Annotated in this window: 17 protein-coding genes and 1 tRNA gene; 5 read left to right on the forward strand and 13 right to left on the reverse strand. The window is 68.7% G+C overall.

Annotated elements, in window-relative coordinates:
* Positions 1–4 precede the first annotated feature (4 nt).
* Entirely contained in the window at positions 5–1,030 is a 1,026-nt protein-coding gene (locus ACM26Y_RS20520) for a patatin-like phospholipase family protein (RefSeq protein ID WP_003934609.1), read from the reverse strand.
* 160 nt (positions 1,031–1,190) lie between these two features.
* Complete coding sequence (locus tag ACM26Y_RS20525) at positions 1,191–1,940, reverse strand: DUF5995 family protein (RefSeq protein WP_416061779.1); 750 nt, start codon at positions 1,938–1,940, stop codon at positions 1,191–1,193.
* A 120-nt stretch (positions 1,941–2,060) separates the two neighbouring features.
* Here ACM26Y_RS20525 and ACM26Y_RS20530 point away from each other — a divergent pair, with 120 nt between their 5' ends.
* Positions 2,061–2,315, forward strand: coding sequence for a hypothetical protein (locus ACM26Y_RS20530; protein ID WP_003934611.1), 255 nt, complete (start codon positions 2,061–2,063; stop codon positions 2,313–2,315).
* A gap of 30 nt (positions 2,316–2,345) precedes the next feature.
* On the opposite strand, the gene dcd is transcribed toward ACM26Y_RS20530, so the two are convergent.
* Positions 2,346–2,936, reverse strand: a complete 591-nt coding sequence (gene dcd, locus ACM26Y_RS20535; RefSeq protein ID WP_003934612.1) for a dCTP deaminase — start codon at positions 2,934–2,936, stop codon at positions 2,346–2,348.
* Between the two features lie 98 nt (positions 2,937–3,034).
* Here dcd and ACM26Y_RS20540 point away from each other — a divergent pair, with 98 nt between their 5' ends.
* Positions 3,035–4,198 (forward strand): alpha/beta fold hydrolase, encoded by a 1,164-nt coding sequence (locus ACM26Y_RS20540; protein WP_416061780.1) that lies wholly within the window; start codon positions 3,035–3,037, stop codon positions 4,196–4,198.
* A gap of 52 nt (positions 4,199–4,250) precedes the next feature.
* On the opposite strand, the gene ACM26Y_RS20545 is transcribed toward ACM26Y_RS20540, so the two are convergent.
* Positions 4,251–4,628, reverse strand: coding sequence for a MerR family transcriptional regulator (locus ACM26Y_RS20545; protein WP_416063720.1), 378 nt, complete (start codon positions 4,626–4,628; stop codon positions 4,251–4,253).
* 202 nt (positions 4,629–4,830) lie between these two features.
* Between ACM26Y_RS20545 and ACM26Y_RS20550 the strand changes: the two genes are divergently transcribed.
* On the forward strand, positions 4,831–6,372 hold the full coding sequence (locus ACM26Y_RS20550) for a SulP family inorganic anion transporter (protein WP_416061781.1): 1,542 nt from the start codon (positions 4,831–4,833) through the stop codon (positions 6,370–6,372).
* A gap of 310 nt (positions 6,373–6,682) precedes the next feature.
* On the opposite strand, the gene ACM26Y_RS20555 is transcribed toward ACM26Y_RS20550, so the two are convergent.
* The 4 genes from ACM26Y_RS20555 to ACM26Y_RS20570 all read right to left on the reverse strand — a co-directional run bounded on the left by ACM26Y_RS20555 (position 6,683) and on the right by ACM26Y_RS20570 (position 11,907).
* On the reverse strand, positions 6,683–7,108 hold the full coding sequence (locus ACM26Y_RS20555) for a hypothetical protein (protein ID WP_416061782.1): 426 nt from the start codon (positions 7,106–7,108) through the stop codon (positions 6,683–6,685).
* 226 nt (positions 7,109–7,334) lie between these two features.
* Positions 7,335–9,593 carry an NADP-dependent isocitrate dehydrogenase gene (locus ACM26Y_RS20560; protein WP_234574764.1) on the reverse strand — a complete coding sequence of 753 codons (2,259 nt, stop codon included), beginning with the start codon at positions 9,591–9,593 and terminating at the stop codon, positions 7,335–7,337.
* A gap of 1,032 nt (positions 9,594–10,625) precedes the next feature.
* On the reverse strand, positions 10,626–11,156 hold the full coding sequence (locus ACM26Y_RS20565; protein ID WP_416061783.1) for a universal stress protein: 531 nt from the start codon (positions 11,154–11,156) through the stop codon (positions 10,626–10,628).
* A 133-nt stretch (positions 11,157–11,289) separates the two neighbouring features.
* Positions 11,290–11,907 (reverse strand): TetR/AcrR family transcriptional regulator, encoded by a 618-nt coding sequence (locus ACM26Y_RS20570; protein WP_054371214.1) that lies wholly within the window; start codon positions 11,905–11,907, stop codon positions 11,290–11,292.
* A gap of 62 nt (positions 11,908–11,969) precedes the next feature.
* Here ACM26Y_RS20570 and ACM26Y_RS20575 point away from each other — a divergent pair, with 62 nt between their 5' ends.
* Positions 11,970–12,245, forward strand: coding sequence for an oxygenase MpaB family protein (locus tag ACM26Y_RS20575; RefSeq protein ID WP_416061784.1), 276 nt, complete (start codon positions 11,970–11,972; stop codon positions 12,243–12,245).
* Here the strand turns inward: ACM26Y_RS20575 and ACM26Y_RS20580 are convergent.
* Entirely contained in the window at positions 12,196–13,473 is a 1,278-nt protein-coding gene (locus ACM26Y_RS20580; RefSeq protein ID WP_416061785.1) for an esterase/lipase family protein, read from the reverse strand. The two genes, ACM26Y_RS20575 and ACM26Y_RS20580, sit on opposite strands and share 50 nt — an antisense overlap.
* 214 nt (positions 13,474–13,687) lie before the next feature.
* On the opposite strand from ACM26Y_RS20580, the gene ACM26Y_RS20585 reads away from it, so the two are divergent.
* Positions 13,688–13,758 (forward strand) — tRNA-Gly (locus ACM26Y_RS20585).
* A 91-nt stretch (positions 13,759–13,849) separates the two neighbouring features.
* Here the strand turns inward: ACM26Y_RS20585 and ACM26Y_RS20590 are convergent.
* The 4 genes from ACM26Y_RS20590 to ACM26Y_RS20605 form a co-directional block, all read right to left on the reverse strand.
* Positions 13,850–15,007 (reverse strand): YeiH family protein, encoded by a 1,158-nt coding sequence (locus tag ACM26Y_RS20590; protein ID WP_416061786.1) that lies wholly within the window; start codon positions 15,005–15,007, stop codon positions 13,850–13,852.
* Between the two features lie 457 nt (positions 15,008–15,464).
* Positions 15,465–16,499: an AraC family transcriptional regulator gene (locus ACM26Y_RS20595; RefSeq protein ID WP_054371217.1), complete on the reverse strand. Its 1,035-nt coding sequence runs from the start codon at positions 16,497–16,499 to the stop codon at positions 15,465–15,467.
* Between the two features lie 186 nt (positions 16,500–16,685).
* On the reverse strand, positions 16,686–17,510 hold the full coding sequence (locus ACM26Y_RS20600; RefSeq protein WP_289378233.1) for an alpha/beta fold hydrolase: 825 nt from the start codon (positions 17,508–17,510) through the stop codon (positions 16,686–16,688).
* The gene (locus ACM26Y_RS20605; protein ID WP_416061787.1) at positions 17,507–17,959 is read right to left on the reverse strand and encodes a MaoC family dehydratase; all 453 of its coding nucleotides are present in this window, start codon (positions 17,957–17,959) and stop codon (positions 17,507–17,509) included. The genes ACM26Y_RS20600 and ACM26Y_RS20605 overlap by 4 nt, the downstream gene beginning before the upstream one ends.
* Positions 17,960–17,975: the final 16 nt, after the last annotated feature.

The following is a 17,975-nucleotide window of genomic DNA, read 5'->3' on the forward strand; positions in this document are numbered from 1 at the left end:
GACATCACCATCGCTTTCCGTGGGATCGGTAGCGTTTGACGTACTCCACCCAGTTCCAGGTGGACAGGAAACCCTGCGCTGCCTCGTACCCCTTGGCGAACTGCGCCTCGATCTCGGACTTGTCGATGTCGAAGTCCAGGACGCCGACCTCGGTGGAGTCGACGCGGATCGTGCGGGCGCTCACCCACGGCTGGTTGAGATGCGCCTGGTCGCGGCCGACGAGGACGGTGGTGACGATGCCCTCGATCAGCTCCGGGGAGTCGCCGAGCGCCGAGAACGGACGCAGCAGCCGCAGCGGTGGCAGGACCTTGTCGTTGCCGGCGGGCAGGTTCGGCAACACGGTGACACCGAACGTGGGCCAGCGGGGCTGGTCGGTGTCGATCCGGTCGAGCGAGTCGATGGGGAAGTTCGACAGCAACCCGCCGTCGACCAGCGTCGACCGCAACCCGGATGTGGCCGTGAGTGTCGCAGGCCGGAAGTAGAAGGGGATCGACATGGACGCGCGCACGGCGTCGGCCACCGACTGCTCGTCCGGGTCGAGCCCGTAGACCGAGCGGTAGTCCCACGGCAGCCGGACCAGCAGCCCGCGCGTGATGTCCGTGACCGTGACCACCAGGCGGTACCGTCGTTCCTCGGGGATCTGGTCGTCGGCGATGCGCAGATCCCCGAACGTACTGATGCCCAGATCCTTCAGTGTGTCCCGGATCCAGGCGTGGGCGTAGTCGCCGCGATAGATGCCCGATCCGCGCAGCACCCCGATCGCGGGGCCCAGCAGGGGAATCCGTTCGACCGGACCCGAGTCGAGGAACTTGTGGTACTCGAGGCCGAAGACGGCGTCGCGCATCTGTTCGCCCGTCCACCCGGCCTTCGATCCGGCCGCGACGACGGCGCCGACCACCGCACCCGCCGACGTTCCCGAGACCCGGTTGAGCCGGTACCCGGCGTCGGCGAGAGCGACGACGGCGCCGGCCAGTCCGATGCCTTTCACCCCGCCACCGGCGAGGACGAGGTCGGCGGGACCCGCGGTCATCGCCCACCCCCGAGGTCGCGTCCGCCGCTCGGGACGATCCGTTCGCACCCGTCCATGGCCGCCCCCTCCTGCAGCATCCGGGAAAGGAGTCTGGCTCCCCGTGCTCCCACCCTATGCCGCACATCACGGAGCGTCGGCGGTAATCGCAACGTGTCCCCGCTCAGGCCACGATGCTGTCGAGGGCGGCGATGATGCGGGACGGCGCGTGCTTGCTCTCCGTGCGCCGGATCATCCGGATCCAGGTGGCGAGCGGTTCTTCGGGTCTGGCAATCAACTGGCCGAGAACTGCGGCGGAGTTGTCGAGCTGGGTCTCCATGAGCGGCCGCTGCTGCGGTGGAAGAGCGGCGATCAGCGTCGCCGCGTTCCACGCGTTGTCCCGGGCGCGGTCGAGGCTGAAGTCGAGTATGCGGTCCGAACTGTCCCCGAAGTCGCCGAGCAGACCCAGCAGCGGTGAGAACTGCCCGATTGTGGCGCGCACCCGGGGGATCAACGAGGAGAGGATGTCGTTGATGCGGACGAAGTCGTCGTGGAAGCCGGCGAGCGCGGCGCCCTGGAAGGTCTGTCCGGTCACCACGGCGAGGTCGAGATTGATGTGGGCGTTGATGCCGAGCAGCAGGTTCTGCAGGATCACGGATTGCCCCGAGCGGACGGCGTCGAACGCGACACGCCAGCACCGGGCCGCTGCCGCATCCGCGAGGTAGGCGTCGAAGTAGCGGTTGGCGAACAGGGCGTCGAACCGGCTCATCCGCGGGCCGTCGTCGAACCAGCCGTCCACGATGCGGGTGCGGACCTCGAGCGTCACCTGCCGGTACAGCGCCGCAAAGTACCCGCGCGGGTCCTCGGCGCTGCGGGCGCCGGCCACGATCCCGTCGAGGATCGTGAGCACCTCGTCCACATTCGTGGCGCGCATGGTTCCCCAGTGTGGCAGCGCCGGGTGCGGAATCGGGCACAAGGACGGTCGTTGCGATTGAATCGCAACCGGACGGGTACGCCTCGGGCAGCGAAGACCACGACCGGAGGAGACAAGCCCGTGAACACGCATGTCACCGCGGACACGCTGCGCACGCTGCTCGAGTCGTCGCTCGACGGTGCGACGCTGATCCTGCAGGGCGGCCGGCCGCAGGTCGTCGCCGCGGACGAGCTGAGCGACGAGAACCGCGCGCTGGTGATCGTCACCCGCGACGAGCTGCGCGGGCAGTTGCCGAAAGACCGGGACTACAACGACACCGATCTCGAACTCCACGCCACGACGCTCGAGGCGACCGTCGCGAATCTCGGCGGCTGAACGGCACGAGCCGGCGCGGCGGGCGCCCGGTCAGCTCGGCCGGGCGTCGGGATGCTCGCGCACGAAGTTGAGATACGCCTTCGACGGCGTCGGCCCGCGCTGGCCCTGGTACTTGGAGCCGACGGCGGCGCTGCCGTAGGGGTGCTCGGCGGGGCTGGTCAGCCGGAACAGGCACAGCTGCCCGATCTTCATCCCCGGCCACAGCGTGATCGGCAGGTTGGCGACGTTGGAGAGCTCGAGGGTGATGTGCCCGCTGAAGCCCGGGTCGATGAATCCGGCCGTGGAATGAGTCAGCAGCCCGAGCCGGCCGAGCGACGACTTGCCCTCGAGACGACCGGCGAGATCGTCGGGCAGGCTGCACGTCTCCATCGTCGACCCGAGCACGAACTCCCCCGGGTGCAGGACGAACGGCTCCCCGGGCGGGGCCTGCACGAGCGAGGTGAGTTCGTCCTGTCGCAGCGCAGGGTCGATGTGCGTGTAGCGGGTGTTGTTGAAGACCCGGAACAGGCTGTCGAGCCGCACGTCCACGCTCGACGGCTGCACCATCGCGACGTCGAAGGGGTCGATGCCGAGACGCCCGGAGGCGACCTCGGCGCGGATGTCGCGATCGGAGAGCAGCACGGGGTAGAGACTAACAACCCGCCCCGGGCGGTCCCGCGGCTCGAGGCCCCCGGCGACGGGGGCAGGCGGCCGGGCTCGGCGACTAAGCTCGATCACACATGGTGCACGATCGGTCCCTCGCGCCGTGCCCGGTGACGGACTGGAGCAACGAGCGTCGCAAAGAGTGCCTGCGCTCCACCCGGCTCGGGCACCGCTGGCGGCGGTTCGGGCGCGCGCGCCGCGGTCTCGCGTGGCTGGCGCTGCTGGCGGTCCCGGTCTCGATCCTGGGCGGGCAGTACTGGATCCACGACGTCGCCCCCGAACGCGACCGGCTGGCCCACACCCGGCCGCACCTGCATCCGGTCTTCGACGCCGCGGATCCGGCCGATCGTGCCACCGCGGTGGTGAGCATGGTCGGACTCGGCAATCTCGATGCCACCGACACCGCCGTCGCCCTCCCGGCGCTGGCCGCGCTCGGGCAGGTGTGGGCGGTGCAGTACGACAACAGCGGTCTCGACACCGCGGTGATCAGCCGGATGATCGTCGACCACGCGGAGCAGGCCGGGGTGGAACGCGTCGTGCTGACCGGGCACAGCATGGGCGGCATCATCGCCCTCGAGGTGGCCGGGCACATCGTCGCCGACCCGGACCTGGATCTGCTGGCGGTGATCCTGGACTGCACGCCCGTCGATCTGCACGCGGTGCGGGCCGACAAGCGCGACGCCGGGGAGGATCTGCTGCGCTGGGTGGGGTGGGTGCCCGGGGCGCGTGAGAGCCGCACCCTGCGACTGGTGGTCGAGACCGCCGCCCGCAAGGACCGCTACGTCGTTCCGCATCCGCACGGCTTCCCCACCGTCGATCCCGGTGGGCTGGTCGACGCGGTCACCGAAGTGCTCGAGGACAAGATCTTCGCCCCCGACGTGGCCAGTACCGGGCTGATCGAGTCCCAGTTCGAGGCCATCGTCGCCTCGGGTGCGCTCGACGATCTGGGGGCGCTGGCGTCACGTCGCGGGGACAGTCGCGGTCCGGCGGTGGTCTTCGTGCGGCCCGGGCGCGGCACCGACGACGACGTCGTCGACGTGGACTACAGCCAGCGGGTGCTGTTCGAGCGGGTCGGCGGTTCGAGGGGATCGCTGCTGGTGGTCCGGTTGGCCGGCACCGGGCACGCCGACCCGATCCAGCAACCGCAGGCCTACAACGCCGCTGTCGCCACGAAGATCGTGCCGTTCGTCGATCGGCTCGCCGAACGGGACACCCGGCCGGTACAGGCGAGCGGGCGGTAACCGACGCCGCGGTCGACCTCCGCGCCTCAGTGGATCGTCGTCGCCGCGAGGGTCAGTCACCGGTGGCGTGCTCGCCCAGGATGGCAGTCAGTTCCTCCGCATACGCAAGCTGGGTGCGCAGACGGGCACAACTGTCCTCGGCTCGCCGGTGGAACTCCGCCAGCACGCCGCGGGCGTCGGCGGCCGCCTGCCCGGACGTCGCGGCGTCGGCGATCCGATCGAGAGCGGCGAGCAATTCGCGCATCTCCTCGAGGGTGAATCCGAGCGGCTTCATCCGCCGGATCACCAGCAGTCGCCGCACGTCGTCGTCGGTGTAGAGACGGAACCCGCCGCTGCTGCGGGCGGACGGGGTGACCAGGCCCACCTCGTCGTAGTGGCGGATGGTCTTGATCGACAGTTCGGTGCGCGAGGCCACCTGCCCGATCTGCATATGCCCCGAATCGATGGTCACAGCCGCACCCTTTCCTCCCGGTCCGCCTCCACCGTAGCGAGCCGTCCGACCCTCGATTCGAACTCTACCCTCACCGGAGGGTAGAGTTCCGGGGGTTCCGCTGACGCGACGACGCCGTCCCGTCCCCGCACGGGCGCCTCGACCCCGGTCCCCATCCCACCGCTGGAAAGAAGACCCGACTGTGACCACTCCTGCCGGCAGCGCGCCGGCCGTCCCCGAGGCGGACGCCGACCCCGCTCTCTCGGTGCGCGGCGCCCTGCGTTCCCCGAACCGCCTGAAGACCGAGATCCTCGCGGGATTGGTCGTGGCACTGGCGCTGATCCCCGAGGCGATCTCGTTCTCCATCATCGCCGGGGTGGACCCGCGGGTGGGGTTGTTCGCCTCCTTCACCATGGCGGTCACCATCTCGATCGTCGGCGGGCGGCCGGCGATGATCTCCGCTGCCACCGCCGCGATCGCGTTGGTCGTCGCGCCGGTGGCCCGTGAGCACGGCTTCGACTATCTCGTCGCCACCGTCATCCTGGGCGGCATCTTCCAGGTGGCGCTCTCGGTGCTGGGGGTGGCCAAGCTGATGCGGTTCATCCCGCGCAGTGTCATGGTCGGCTTCGTCAACGCCCTGGCCGTCTTGATCTTCACCGCGCAGTTGCCGCACCTGATCGACGTGCCCTGGCTGGTCTATCCCCTGGTCGCGGTGGGGCTGGCGGTGATGTTCCTGCTGCCGAAGCTCACCTCGGTGGTGCCGGCGCCGCTGGTGGCGATCGTGGCACTCACCGCCGCCGTGCTCGTCTTCGGGTGGGAGGTGCCGAACGTCGGCGACGAGGGTGAGCTGCCCGAGTCGCTTCCGATGCTCTTCGTCCCCGACGTGCCGCTCACCACCGAGACCCTGTCGATCATCGCCCCCTACGCGCTGGCGATGGCGCTGGTCGGCCTGCTCGAATCGCTCATGACCGCCAAGCTCGTCGACGACATCACCGACACCCACTCGAACAAGACCCGCGAGGGGTGGGGACAGGGCGTGGCCAACCTGGTCACCGGGTTCTTCGGCGGCATGGGTGGCTGCGCGATGATCGGGCAGACCATGATCAACGTCAAGGTCTCCGGGGCCCGCACCCGCATCTCCACGTTCCTGGCCGGGGTGTTCCTGCTGATCCTCGTCGTCGCGCTCGGCGACGTCGTCGCGCTGATCCCGATGGCCGCCCTGGTCGCGGTGATGATCATGGTGTCGGTCGCCACCCTCGACTGGCACAGCATTCACCTCCGCACCCTGAAGCTGATGCCGCGCAGCGAAACCCTGGTGATGCTGGTGACCGTGGTTGCCACCGTCGCGACCCACAACCTCGCGATCGGGGTGATCCTCGGCGTGCTCACCGCCATGGTGCTCTTCGCCCGCCGCGTCGCCCACATGATCAGCATCGAGAAGGTCTCCGAGGCCGACACCGATCACGACGGCACGGTCGACACCCGCGTCTACAAGGTGCACGGCGAGCTGTTCTTCGCCTCGTCGAACGACCTGATCTACCAGTTCGACTACGTCGGCGACCCCCGCCACGTCGTCATCGACCTCACCGGCGCCGACATCTGGGACGCGTCCACCGTGGCCACCCTCGACGCGATCCGGCACAAGTACGCGGCGAAGGGCAAGCACGTGGAGATCGTCGGCCTCGACGGCTCCAGCCTCGACCGCCTCGACCGGCTCTCCGGCCGGCTCGGCGACGGCCACTGACCACCGCTGGGCAGAGCGTCCTCGCCCGATCCGCGGCCCCCACCGACACCACCCATCACGCTCCCCTCCCCGGTATCTGAGCCTGCTCGAACGCCAGCGCATTGCCACGCTACGGGCCGCTGGACACTCGATCCCGCAGGCGGCCGGGCGCTTGGTCGATCGGCGTCGACTGTCAGTCGTGGCGCACGCACGCGCTACCGGGTGCTCACTTTGATCCCGCCAGGACCGTCTGCTCGACGACACGGATGTTTGGGCGAAGGCGCAGGAAAAGCCGCGCTGCGGTGCGGGAGTGAGCGTCGGACAAGTCCACCTACCGGGAAGTCTTGGTTTTGTTCTTGGCTTTGCCCTGGGCCGTGCCCGCCGTGGGAATCCTCGTCCTGCGGGCGGTACCGGAGGAGGCGGGGACCGCTCCGGCAAGGGCGGCGTATTGCATGTCGGAGAGCACATCGAACAGGCCTTCCGGGACCTGCGCCAGAATCTCGAGCTGCTCGGCAGTGACCTCGACACCGGGGTCGGGCTCGCAGCTCTTCAGGGCCCTCAGCAGGTAGGCGCGGGCGACGGTGGAGACGGGCAGTTCCTTCTCCGCGGCGAGGGTTTCCAGGCGCGTGTACTCGTCCTCGTTGAGCCGGATCTGGAGGACCTTCGCGCGAGGATTGCGATGGGAGATCTTCGCGGTGGCCGGGATGTCGTAGTCCTCACCCTGCGCGTCGGCGGCGATCCGGGCGGTCCTTGGCACAACCGATCTGATGATCGACAAACTTCGTCAACTCAGTTCTCATCGGTGTGATTTCGTACCAATGCTGGCCGTCGTCCGCGTAGTACGCGAGCAGGTCGACCGGCCCTCCGTTTTGGGGGCCAGTCGACCTCCCCTCTGCCCGTGCATACTTCGGTCTGCTCGACGACCCGCGGTCGCACCGGCCGTGGAGTGGCGGACCTTACTCACAAGGACGCAGGTGTACCTGTCACGGTGCGGTTCCGGACTCAGGGTTGACGGCCGCCAGCGCGGTGTTCAAGGTCTGACTCGGCCGCATCACGGCCACGGTCTTATCCCGGTCCGGCTTGTAGTAGCCGCCGATGTCAACCGGCGCGCCCTGCACCTCGATCAGCTCCCGCACGATCGTGTCCTCGTCCCTGGCCAGCGCCTCGGCCAGCGGGGCGAACTGTTCTGCGAGTTCCGGGTCCTCGGTCTGCGCGGCAAGTTCCTGCGCCCAGTACATCGCGAGGTAGAACTGGCTGCCCCGGTTGTCGAGCTCGCCGGTCTTGCGCGACGGGCTCTTGTTCGTCTCCAGCAGCTTGCCGGTCGCTGCATCGAGCGTGTTTGCCAGGATCTTGGCGCGCTCGTTGCCAGTCTTGATGCCGAGGTCCTCCAGGCTTACGGCCAACGCCAGGAACTCACCGAGCGAATCCCAGCGCAGGTGGTTCTCCTCCACCAACTGCTTGACGTGCTTGGGCGCCGACCCGCCGGCGCCCGTCTCGTACAGGCCGCCGCCCGCCATCAGCGGCACAATCGACAGCATCTTGGCGCTCGTACCGAGTTCGAGGATCGGGAACAGGTCGGTGAGGTAGTCACGCAGGATGTTGCCGGTCGCGGCGATAGTGTCCATCCCGCGGATCAGCCGCTCCAGCGTGTACCGCATCGAGCGCACCTGCGACATGATCTGGATGTCGAGGCCCTCGGTGTCATGATCCTGCAGGTACAGCTCGACCTTCTTGATCAACTCGTTCTCGTGAGGGCGGTACGGGTCGAGCCAGAACAGGACCGGCATACCGGAGTTGCGTGCCCGGGTGACCGCGAGCTTGACCCAGTCGCGGACCGGCGCGTCCTTGACAGTGCACATGCGCCAGATGTCACCCGCCTCGACATGCTGGGTGAGCAGCACCTCACCGGTGTCGACATCGACGAAGTTGGCTTCGCCCTGCTCTGGAATCTCGAAAGTCTTGTCATGCGAGCCGTACTCCTCGGCCTTCTGCGCCATAAGCCCGACGTTGGGGACGGTACCCATGGTCGTCGGGTCGAACGCGCCGTTGGTCTTACAGAAGTTGATGATCTCCTGGTAGATGCGCGCGAAAGTAGACTCCGGCATGACCGCTTTCACGTCCTTGGGTCTTCCGTCGGCGCCGTACATCTTGCCGCCTGAGCGGATCATCGCGGGCATCGAGGCATCCACGATGACGTCGCTGGGTGAATGGAAGTTCGAGATGCCGCGGGCGGAATCGACCATGGCCAACTCGGGACGGTGCTCATGGCAGTTGTGCAGGTCCTGATTGATTTCGTCGCGCTGCGTGCTGGGCAGCGTCTCGATCTTGTCGTACAGGTCGCCGAGACCATTGTTGACGTTGACGCCCAGTTCGTCGAACAGCTTCTGATGCTTGGCGAAGGCGTCCTTGTAAAAGGTCTTCACCGCGTGGCCGAAGACGATGGGGTGCGAGACCTTCATCATCGTCGCCTTGACGTGGAGGGAGAACATCACGCCCGTCTTGCGCGCATCCTCCATCTGCTCCTCGTAGAAGTCGAGCAACGCCGTCTTGCTCATGAACATGCTGTCCATGATGTCGCCCTCACCCAGGTCCACCTCGGGCTTGAGGACGATCGTCTCGCCGCCCTCGGTCACCAGCTCCATCCGGACCTTGCGCGGCCGGTCGAGCGTCATCGACTTCTCGCCGTGGTAGAAGTCGCCGTGCCGCATGTGCGCGACGTGGCTGCGTGAGGCCATCGACCACTCGCCCATGCTGTGCGGGTGCTTACGGGCGTACTCCTTCACCGCCCGGGGTGCGCGCCGATCGGAGTTGCCCTCACGCAGGACCGGGTTGACCGCACTGCCGAGAATCTTGCCGTAGCGCTCCCGGATGGCACGCTCCTCTTCCGTCTTCGGGGCGTCCGGGAAATCCGGGACCTGGTAGCCCTTGCCCTGCAGTTCCTTGATGGCGGCCAGGAGCTGCGGCACAGACGCGCTGATGTTGGGCAGTTTGATGATGTTGGTCTCGGCCAGTTGCGTCAGACGACCCAGCTCGGCAAGGTTGTCCGCGACGCGCTGCTCTTCCGTGAGGCGGTCGGGGAACTCGGCCAGGATCCGCGCCGGCACCGAGATGTCGCTGGACTCGATCTCGATGCCCGCGGCACCAGCGAAGGTACGCACGATCGGCAGGAAGGCGTAGGTCGCGAGCAACGGTGCCTCGTCGGTCAACGTGTAGATGATGGTCGACTGCTTATCGGCGCTCATTCTTGTCTCGTCTCCCACGTCAGTTCGGTCCGCTTCACGAAGTGCTTTGCGTGCGGTATTGCATCGAGTATCAGGCTACGTGCGAGAACACAAGAACCATATTTACCCGCCAGTAGCGCGAACTCCGCTAACAGGCTCCGACAGCCCGCTGACGGCGAGCACCCGATCGTGCGCCTGCTCTCCCGTGACGCGAACGCGAGTCGGCGCACCCCCGGGTGCACGCCCCACCGTGACCGCCGACGGCCGTCCGGCTCAAACCCGGCTGTGGATAGTCCGGTCGGCGGCGGTACCCCTCCCCTGTCGAATTTCCGAAAGCGCCCTTTGTCTCAGTGTGTTCGGTGTGATCATCGCGCTTGCCGCACCGGTCGACTCCTCCGCGCGTTGCCGACCCTCCCGACGTCGAACGATTCGATGATCCGTTGTGACGGTAAGGATTACGGTCGTCTCATCCTCGGCCCGACCCGCCTCGTCGGCATCGCCTGATCAGCATCGTCGTCGTTACACCACCCAATAGTTTTGTCGCTCTACCGGGCCTGTGCATGGGGGCAGGACTGCGTTGACCGTCGCGGCGATCCGGCTCCGCCGCACCAATCAGCAAATCGGCGAGTCGTACGCGGACTCGCTCAGCGCGGGCGAGTGGGACAGTGTTTGTTCTCGTCGGTGTCGGGCTGTTCTGGGCTGTCCCGAACTATTCAGCCGCCGTCGGAACCGGACGGGCAAATCGAACAGGTCGAGCAGTTCCCGGCACAACCGAGCGTGTCGGTCTGTTCAGCGCAGAGTCTTGGACTTTCCGCGCCAGGCGTCATCGAGCTCGACTGTAAGGACGCCGATGCGGCCTACCCCTTCCGCTACGACGGACTGAAACTCATCCTTCCGTCAGGCGACCAGTATCTGTTGTTGCCGGTCGAATGGAGCCGCGATACCGGAGTCGCCTTCCTCCTACCGCGGTCGGAGGCGATCCGCATCGACTTTTTCCCGGCGGAAGTCGCGCCGCCCCACGGTGTGGCTGAGCGCCCGCGCCACGACCCGACGTCAGTCGGGCTTGCGGCCGGTACCGGAACCGGTACCGAGCCGGGCGACCGTGTTGTGCGGCACCAGCACCACCGGGCGGTGACTGTGGTGGACCAGGCGAGCCGAGACCGACTCACCGAGCAACCGGTCGATGCGGGCCATCAGGTCCCGCCGGGGCGTGCCGATGAGGATCATCGCCGCGTCGTGGGCGTCGGCGAGCGCGATCAGTACCTTCGCCGGATCCCCGGCACGACCGTGATACGTCCAGTTTCCGGCCGAGGTGGCCAGCACCGCGCACGCCTGCTCACGCTCGCGGTCCAAGGCCTCGCAGATCCGGGCCTCCCAGTCGTCCGAATCCGGATCGATCGGCAGATCCTCGGTGTCGACGCCGTGCGCGACGTGCAGATACGCTCTCAGGCCGGCGCCGAGCTCGATCGCGAACTCCAGGGCCGGCGGCTGGCCGCGTGCCGGTCGAACCCGACCACCAGGGCGGTCGAGGCCCGCGTCGGTGCGGCGGGGCCGTCGATGCGCCGCGGAACCCGCCAGTCCCACACCTGCGCCTCGGATTTCCGCTCGGAACGTTTGCTCATCACGGCCTCCTCACAGCGCGGCCAGCGCCAGCCCCGCGGCACCGGCGGCGACCGTCGTTCCCAGTGTGCCTCCCGCACGAGTGGGCGGGGCCACATCAGCGTGCCTGCGACGACATCGTGAGCAGAAAGTCGGTGCACGCGTCGATCACTTCGTCCTCGCCGAGCGGGCTGTCGCCCTCGAGCCACGCGGTGAGGACCTGGGCGAGGCCGCCGACGACGAAGTGGGCGGCGAGGTCGAGCCGGGGCGTGGAGCTCACCTCGAAGAAGTCCACCGCTTGCGCCGTCACCAGGCCCGCGAACATGCGTGACGACTCGAGTCGTCGGCTCACCAGATGCGGGTTGGCCTGGCTGACGGAGAAGACGAGCCGGCCCAGGCGCGGATCCTCGGCGACCTCGTGGACGATGTTCGCCACGCCGGCGCGGACCACCGCCCGCTCGTCGCGCGGCGCCTCCGTCACCGCCCGCAGGGTGCTCTCGGCGATGCGCTGGATGACGTGGTCGTACACGGCGACGGTGAGTTCGTCGCGGTCGGCGAAGTTCTCGTAGAAGTAGCGTGAGGCCAGGCCGGTCCGCTTGCACACGCCGCGGACGGAGAGCGTGTGATCGCCCTCGGGTCCGCCGAGGATGTCGAGCCCGGCCTCGATGAGCTGCGCCCGTCGTTCCGCCTGCCGCTGTTCTCCCCCGCGTCCTCCGTAGAGCCGTCCTGTCACCATCGGTCCATCTTCGCAGGCGACCCCTTCACCCCGATCATATATGTGAGTGCAGTCGTGATCACATGCCGGACGTGCGAAGGGATCGACGTTGTGACCATCCTGTGTCGCTGCTGGTCGGCCGGCTCAACCTGTTCCTCACCACCGGCTTCCTGCCCCCGATGTTCCGCGACCGGATGCGGCTGCCGTGGAGCCCGCGCGACCAGCGCCGCTTCGACCGGCTCATGCGCACCCTCGGTGCGGTCAACTCGCGGATCCCGGTGGCGCTGCGTGAAGCGCCCTACCGGCTGCTCATGGCCGATCTGCGCCGGCGGATCCGGACGGGTCGTCCCCTGGTCTAGATCCTTCGGGCCCGGTGCGCAGCCACATCAGCAGCTGCCGGTAGACCTCGTCGTCGTTGAGCAACGTCAGATGATGCGCCGGCGCCCGGTGCATGCCGTCCTCCGTGCGGAAGCCGATGCGCCGGGTCCGGCCACGCCCCGACGCACTCGGCACGAGGACGAGCCCGTCCCCGAGCAACCGCCCCAGCGGATGCCGCGGACTGCGGGTCAGGGTCGCCGTCACGAAGCAGTGCATCGCCCCGTCGAGCAGAGGCACCTCCCGGCACACGGCGCGGCGCAGGTCGTCCGCGTCGCGACCGGACCAGTCCTCGTCGACGACCGCGCCCCGGTTCAGGTCGCGAATGCCGGCGCTGCGCCGTCGCAGCAGCGTCCCGAACGGCTTCGCCTCCGGGATCGCGACGAGCGCCGCGCTCGCATAGTGCACCGCCTGCTCGAGCGGCGCGCCCAGATGCGGGGACCCAAGCGAAACAACTTGCCGCACAAGACGAGTCCACGCCTTCTCGGTGCCGTAGAAGCAGGCGCTGCGCGCGACGAGTCCACCCATCGAGTGACCGACGAGCGCGATCTGTTCGACCTCGCGTGGCCACACCCGCACGAGCGTGTCGAGCAGCTCCGCCAGCTCGCGACCGTTGGTGGAGATGTGCCGGCCGGTGTTGTAGCGCACGAACACCGATGCGCATCCGAGATCGTCGACGAGCCGTTCGCCGTAGGTGCGGCGACCGCCGAACCGCCACGTCGCCTCGGTCTCCATCAATCCGTGCACGAACACCACCACGCGGCCGGCCGCGTGCGGGAACGCGCGGGCGAGGGCGTCGGCCGTGAGCGGCACGGCGCGGCCGTCCACCCGCACCGACATCGGCAGCGCCAGCGGCGATCCCTCCGACTCGAGGACGTCCCCGATGAGGCCGTCGACCGCAGCGATCGCCATCGCGCCGCGAACGGTCTCCGACGGCACCCGGTCCCCGGTGGACTCCGCGAGCCCGAACTCGGTCAGTTTCCCCGTCGCCGACGCGGCCTCTCGAATCACGGAGTAGACCCCGTCGGTGATCGCGTCGTGCGCGGCCTTGACCGCCAGCGCCGGTGTCCCGACTCCCAGCGCGACCGCCCCGAACACCCGGTCGGAGATGCGGCGGTGCACCGCCTGCACACCGCCGGTCGCCGCACCCACCTCGTCGAGCAGCAACCGAGCCAGCTCCGACGCCTCGGACCGCTCCCCCGTGGCCTTCATGCCTTCAGTGTGGGGGAACGACGCGCCGCTGTCGTCCGAGCGGGAGGATCTCGCGGCGAACGGGTGGTTTCGGACGTCGCCACTCGGCGTTTGCCGCAACCACGGCCCGCTCGACGCGGGACCATCCCGGTCGGTGTGACAACGGCCGCGCGGAGTCTGCTACAGTGTGCGACGAGCTTGGGACGAAGCCGAGAAATCGGCAAAAGCCCAGCGTGCCGATGTAGTTCAATGGTAGAACATCAGCTTCCCAAGCTGAATACGCGGGTTCGATTCCCGTCATCGGCTCTCCAGAAGGGCCCCGGCCGGCGCACCGCGCGCAGCCGGGGCCCTTCGTCGTCGGTCGGACTCGGCGCATGCCCGCGTGCAGATGCACGGCCTAGCCGACCAGCAGAACTCCGGTGAGTGCGATCGCGACGACGAGGATCGTGGAGCCGGCGGCGAGAGCGAAAGGCCGCCACCCGACACCACGCAACACGGACAGCCGGACCCCGGTGCCGAGGGCGAACATCGCGGCGGTGAGCAGCGCGGTCTGGGTCACGCGCGCGGCGTCGAGCCACGCCGGTCCGAGAACCCCGGTGGCCCGCACCGCCACGCAGGCGAGGAATCCGATCAGGAACAGCGGCACCAGGGGCGGTCGCCTCGTCTGTGTGGGCGCGGCGGTGCGGCGTCGTGACGCCACCCCGATCCAGGCGACCACCGGCGCCAGCAGCGCCACTCGGGCCAGCTTGACCGTCACCGCAATGGCCAGGGCGCCGCCGCCCACCGCCGCGGCCGACGAGCCCGCGTCGAGCGCGCCGCCGGCAGCGACCACCTGCGCCACCTCGTGGATCGCGGCGCCGGCCCACATCCCTGCCTGGGTCGAGTCCAGGCCCAGGGCGGCCGCAGCCGCGGGAAGAGCCGGAATCATCACGGTGCCGAAGACGACGACCAGCGCGACCGTGGTCACCAGTTCCCGTTTGCGCGCGTTCACCACACCGTCGACCGCGGCCGCGGCGGCGGCACCGCAGATCGAGAAACTGCAGGCGATCAGCAGCCGTTGCGTCCAGCCGATCCCGAGCAACCTCCCGAGCACCATCGACCCGGCGATGCCGAGACCGACCACGGCAGCGACCACAGCGAGTGTCCCCCACCCCAGTGCCAGCACGTTCGACAGCAGCAGTTGCAGACCGAGCAGCGCGACTCCGATGCGGAGCAGCCGCCGCGATGCGACGGTCACACCCGGTTCGAAGACCGCCGGCAGGGTCCTCACATTCGCGACCGCTGCGCCGAGCAGGATCGCGATCAGCAGCGGGCTGATCCCGCCGAGCAAGCGTGCCGCGACAACGGCTACTGCCGCCGCGGCGGCAGACAACCCCAATCCGGGTAGCAGTGCACGCGCGCGTTCGAGCGAGACGTGCCGGGTGAGACCCGTGCGGCGGCCGCCGTTGCGTCCCGGCCCGGCAACCGGGCGCGTGGCCGGCCCGGCCGACGTGTCGTGGTCGGGATCTCTGCGGTCGGTCTCCGCGGCCGCGATAGCACCCTGCACGCTGCACACTCTCTTTCTTCCACGTATCGGCACGAGAACCCGGCCCGGCCGGGGTCTTCGGCCTGTGGCCGGTTCGTCGTTCTCGCTCGGTGACCGAGATCTGCCGGTTCGTTACGGACCCATCGCGACGACCGGCGGCTGCGATGAACGGCGCCGCGATCGAGCGGGCCACGTCGAGCAACCGCGCCGAGAGATGTCCTTGCAGGACCCCGAATGCGACGTACCTCACGGTATCCGGATTCGGCACGCCATACTGTTCGCGTCGGGACACGATCTGTTCCATATGGGACGCGACGTGGCGCAATCCCCGAACCCCCGACGTCCGGACCACGCCGATCGACGACGCCACACACCGCCGGTGGGATCGGCGTGAGGTCAGGAGGCGGTGCGGATCAGAGTGGGAACACGTCGCCGGTCCGAAGTGCCTCGGGAAGACACGCGCAACCGTCGATCCGGGAGCTCGGTCTCATACCGGCACGCCCCCGGCTCCGACGCCGGCATCGATCCGGTGTTCGGCACGCCATTTCCTCGGGCTGCAGCCGAATTCGTTGCTGAACCAGCGGGAGAAGTTGCTCGGGGAGGAGAAACCGAGCAGGTCCGCAACCTCGGTGAGCGAGTAGCGCCGACCGGCGACGAGGTGTTCGGCCAGGTCCACGCGGGTGGCATTGAGCACCGCGGTGTAGTTCTGCCCGGCCTCGGCGAGGTGACGGTGCACGGTGCGCCGGTCCACCCCGAGGCTGCGGGCGACCTGTTCGACCGAACATCGCCCGGTGGGCAGCAGCAGTTCGATCAGCTCGCGCACCCGGGTGACGAGCATCGCCTCCGGCCGGGTGTCCAGGGTGTCGAGGTACCGGCGCGCATACGGACCGATGGAGGGACCCGACATGGCGTTGGGCGCGTCGAGATCGCTTGTGTAGAGGACGATTCCGGTGAACTCCTGGTCGAACTTGACCATGGGCCCGAACACCTCGAGGTGGGTGCTGGTGTTCTCGGGGGCGAGGTGGGTGAAGCAGACCGCCAGTGGCTGCCAGCGGCCACCGCGGAAATCGCGCAACAGCCCGTGCAGGACCCCCATCACCAGTTCCATGGCCTGCCGGGTGTCGGCGGGCTCGCCCAACTCGAGTGTCACCCGGATGGTCGCCACGTCCTCGGCCTCGACCAACCGCATCCGCAGGGCCTCGTTGTACATGTGCTGATAGCGCATCAGGAACTTCAGCGCGCTGCGGACGTCGGGTTCCTCCCGGAGGACCAGACTCACCGGGCCGAGGCTGGCGAAGCGCCGTCGCTCGACGAGCCGCAGCCCGAAGTCGGGGCAGCGGGCCGCGGCCGCCGAACGTTCCAGCAGACGCGCGATCGCGACGGCAGGGATCCACCGGTCCGGCAACCCCAAACCGGTGGGATCGAGCCCGACGCTGCGCAGCAACGGCGTGGGGTCCATTCCCAGCGACGCGCACAGGTCGGCATACCCGGTGATGGCGGCGTAGCGGGCCAACGGCTTCATGTCCGACCCCACATCCCGTCCCAGAGGGAACAACCTAGGTCACCTCAAGATACGCCGGCCCGGGTCGCGACACGCCCGGGCAGGTAGTGATCGAAATGGTCGGCGGGAGCATCGAGAACCACGAGCACCGGGCGCATCGGAGGCTGGTCCGCAGCCCGGGCGGACGGTGGCATGCGTCGACGATCGTCATGGCCGTCGTCCGGGTTCGCGGAGGAAGGCCTCGATGACCGGGGCGAGTCGGGCCGCGTCGGTGATCAGTTCGATGTGCCCGCCGGCGTGCCGGTGCAGGGTGGCGTGCGGCAGCAGTCGGTGCAGGATGTGGGCGTTGGCGATCGGGACGATGGGATCGTCGGTGCCGGCGACGATCAGGGTGGGCTGGCGGATGGCGGGAAGCAGCGGCAGGCTGGTCCACACGGCGCCGGCGAGCAACTGGTGCAGGTAGCCGATCGCCGATCCGGTCCGGGCCTGGGCGCCGAAGAGGGCAGCGATGTCGTGACTGTGCTCTGCCGCGGTGCCGCCGTAGATCCGGCCGGCGATCGCCGCGGCACGGCCGGGGTCGGTGAACCGGCGACCGGTGAGCATCTTGGCGAGCACCCGGGGGTGTCCCGGCACCATGAGCGCCCCGGTGGCAGTGGCGACGAGCACGAGACGCCGGCACCGGCGCGGGTTCTGGAAGGCGAACTGCTGGGCCAGCGCCCCGCCCCAGGACAAGCCGAGCACGTCCACCGTGCCGATGCCGAGCCGGTCGAGCACCCGCCCCAGGAGCCGCGCGAGGTAACCGAACCCGTAGGGCGCGAACGAGGGCGGCGACGCCCCGGCGCCGGGGACGTCGAACCGGACGATCGTGGCGGCCGGATCGAGGGCGGCGACGAAGGGGTCGAGCACCTCGAGCCCGGCGCCGATCCCGTTGCACAGCACCAGCGGCACTCCGAACCCGTGCCGGACGTGGACCCGGATGCGTTGCCGGCCCACGGCGATCTCGTGCCGCGTGGTACGAGCGTCGTCGGTCATCGGTAGACGATGACGACCTCGGCGACGCACACCGGCCGCACCCCGCCCCGGATCTCGTAGGTGAGGGTGAACACTGCCTCGATGCCGGCGGGCTTCTCCGCCGCGGCGGTGAGGGTGACCGTGGCGCGCAGTTCCGATGCGACCGGGACCGGTGCAGGAAACCGGACCTTGTTCGTCCCGTAGTTCACTGCCATACCGAGGTCGTCGAAGGCGAGTACCTCGGCGAGCACGATCGGTGTCAGCGACAGGGTGAGGTAGCCGTGAGCAATGGTGGTGCCGAACGGTCCGGCCGCGGCCCGGTCGGGCTCGGTGTGGATCCATTGGTGGTCTCCGGTGGCGTCGGCGAACCGGCCCACCTGTTCCTGGGTGATCTCGCGCCAGTCGGTGCGGCCGAGCTCGCGCCCGACCAGATCGAGCAGCGCCCGCGGGTTGTCGAGTGTGGTGGTCATGATGTGGCCTCCTGGG

Origin of the sequence: Rhodococcus indonesiensis (genome assembly GCF_047782815.1) — a bacterium.
GTDB lineage: Bacteria > Actinomycetota > Actinomycetes > Mycobacteriales > Mycobacteriaceae > Rhodococcus > Rhodococcus indonesiensis.

Bases quoted from the DNA above. Each gene is read 5' to 3' on its own strand.
- ACM26Y_RS20520 (WP_003934609.1), bottom strand. From the start codon at position 1,030: ATGACCGCGGGTCCCGCCGACCTCGTCCTCGCCGGTGGCGGGGTGAAA.
- ACM26Y_RS20525 (WP_416061779.1), bottom strand. From the start codon at position 1,940: ATGCGCGCCACGAATGTGGACGAGGTGCTCACGATCCTCGACGGGATC.
- ACM26Y_RS20540 (WP_416061780.1), top strand. From the start codon at position 3,035: ATGGTGCACGATCGGTCCCTCGCGCCGTGCCCGGTGACGGACTGGAGC.
- ACM26Y_RS20545 (WP_416063720.1), bottom strand. From the start codon at position 4,628: ATGCAGATCGGGCAGGTGGCCTCGCGCACCGAACTGTCGATCAAGACC.
- ACM26Y_RS20560 (WP_234574764.1), bottom strand. From the start codon at position 9,593: ATGAGCGCCGATAAGCAGTCGACCATCATCTACACGTTGACCGACGAG.
- ACM26Y_RS20570 (WP_054371214.1), bottom strand. From the start codon at position 11,907: ATGGTGACAGGACGGCTCTACGGAGGACGCGGGGGAGAACAGCGGCAG.
- ACM26Y_RS20575 (WP_416061784.1), top strand. From the start codon at position 11,970: ATGCCGGACGTGCGAAGGGATCGACGTTGTGACCATCCTGTGTCGCTG.
- ACM26Y_RS20580 (WP_416061785.1), bottom strand. From the start codon at position 13,473: ATGAAGGCCACGGGGGAGCGGTCCGAGGCGTCGGAGCTGGCTCGGTTG.
- ACM26Y_RS20595 (WP_054371217.1), bottom strand. From the start codon at position 16,499: ATGAAGCCGTTGGCCCGCTACGCCGCCATCACCGGGTATGCCGACCTG.
- ACM26Y_RS20600 (WP_289378233.1), bottom strand. From the start codon at position 17,510: ATGACCGACGACGCTCGTACCACGCGGCACGAGATCGCCGTGGGCCGG.
- ACM26Y_RS20605 (WP_416061787.1), bottom strand. From the start codon at position 17,959: ATGACCACCACACTCGACAACCCGCGGGCGCTGCTCGATCTGGTCGGG.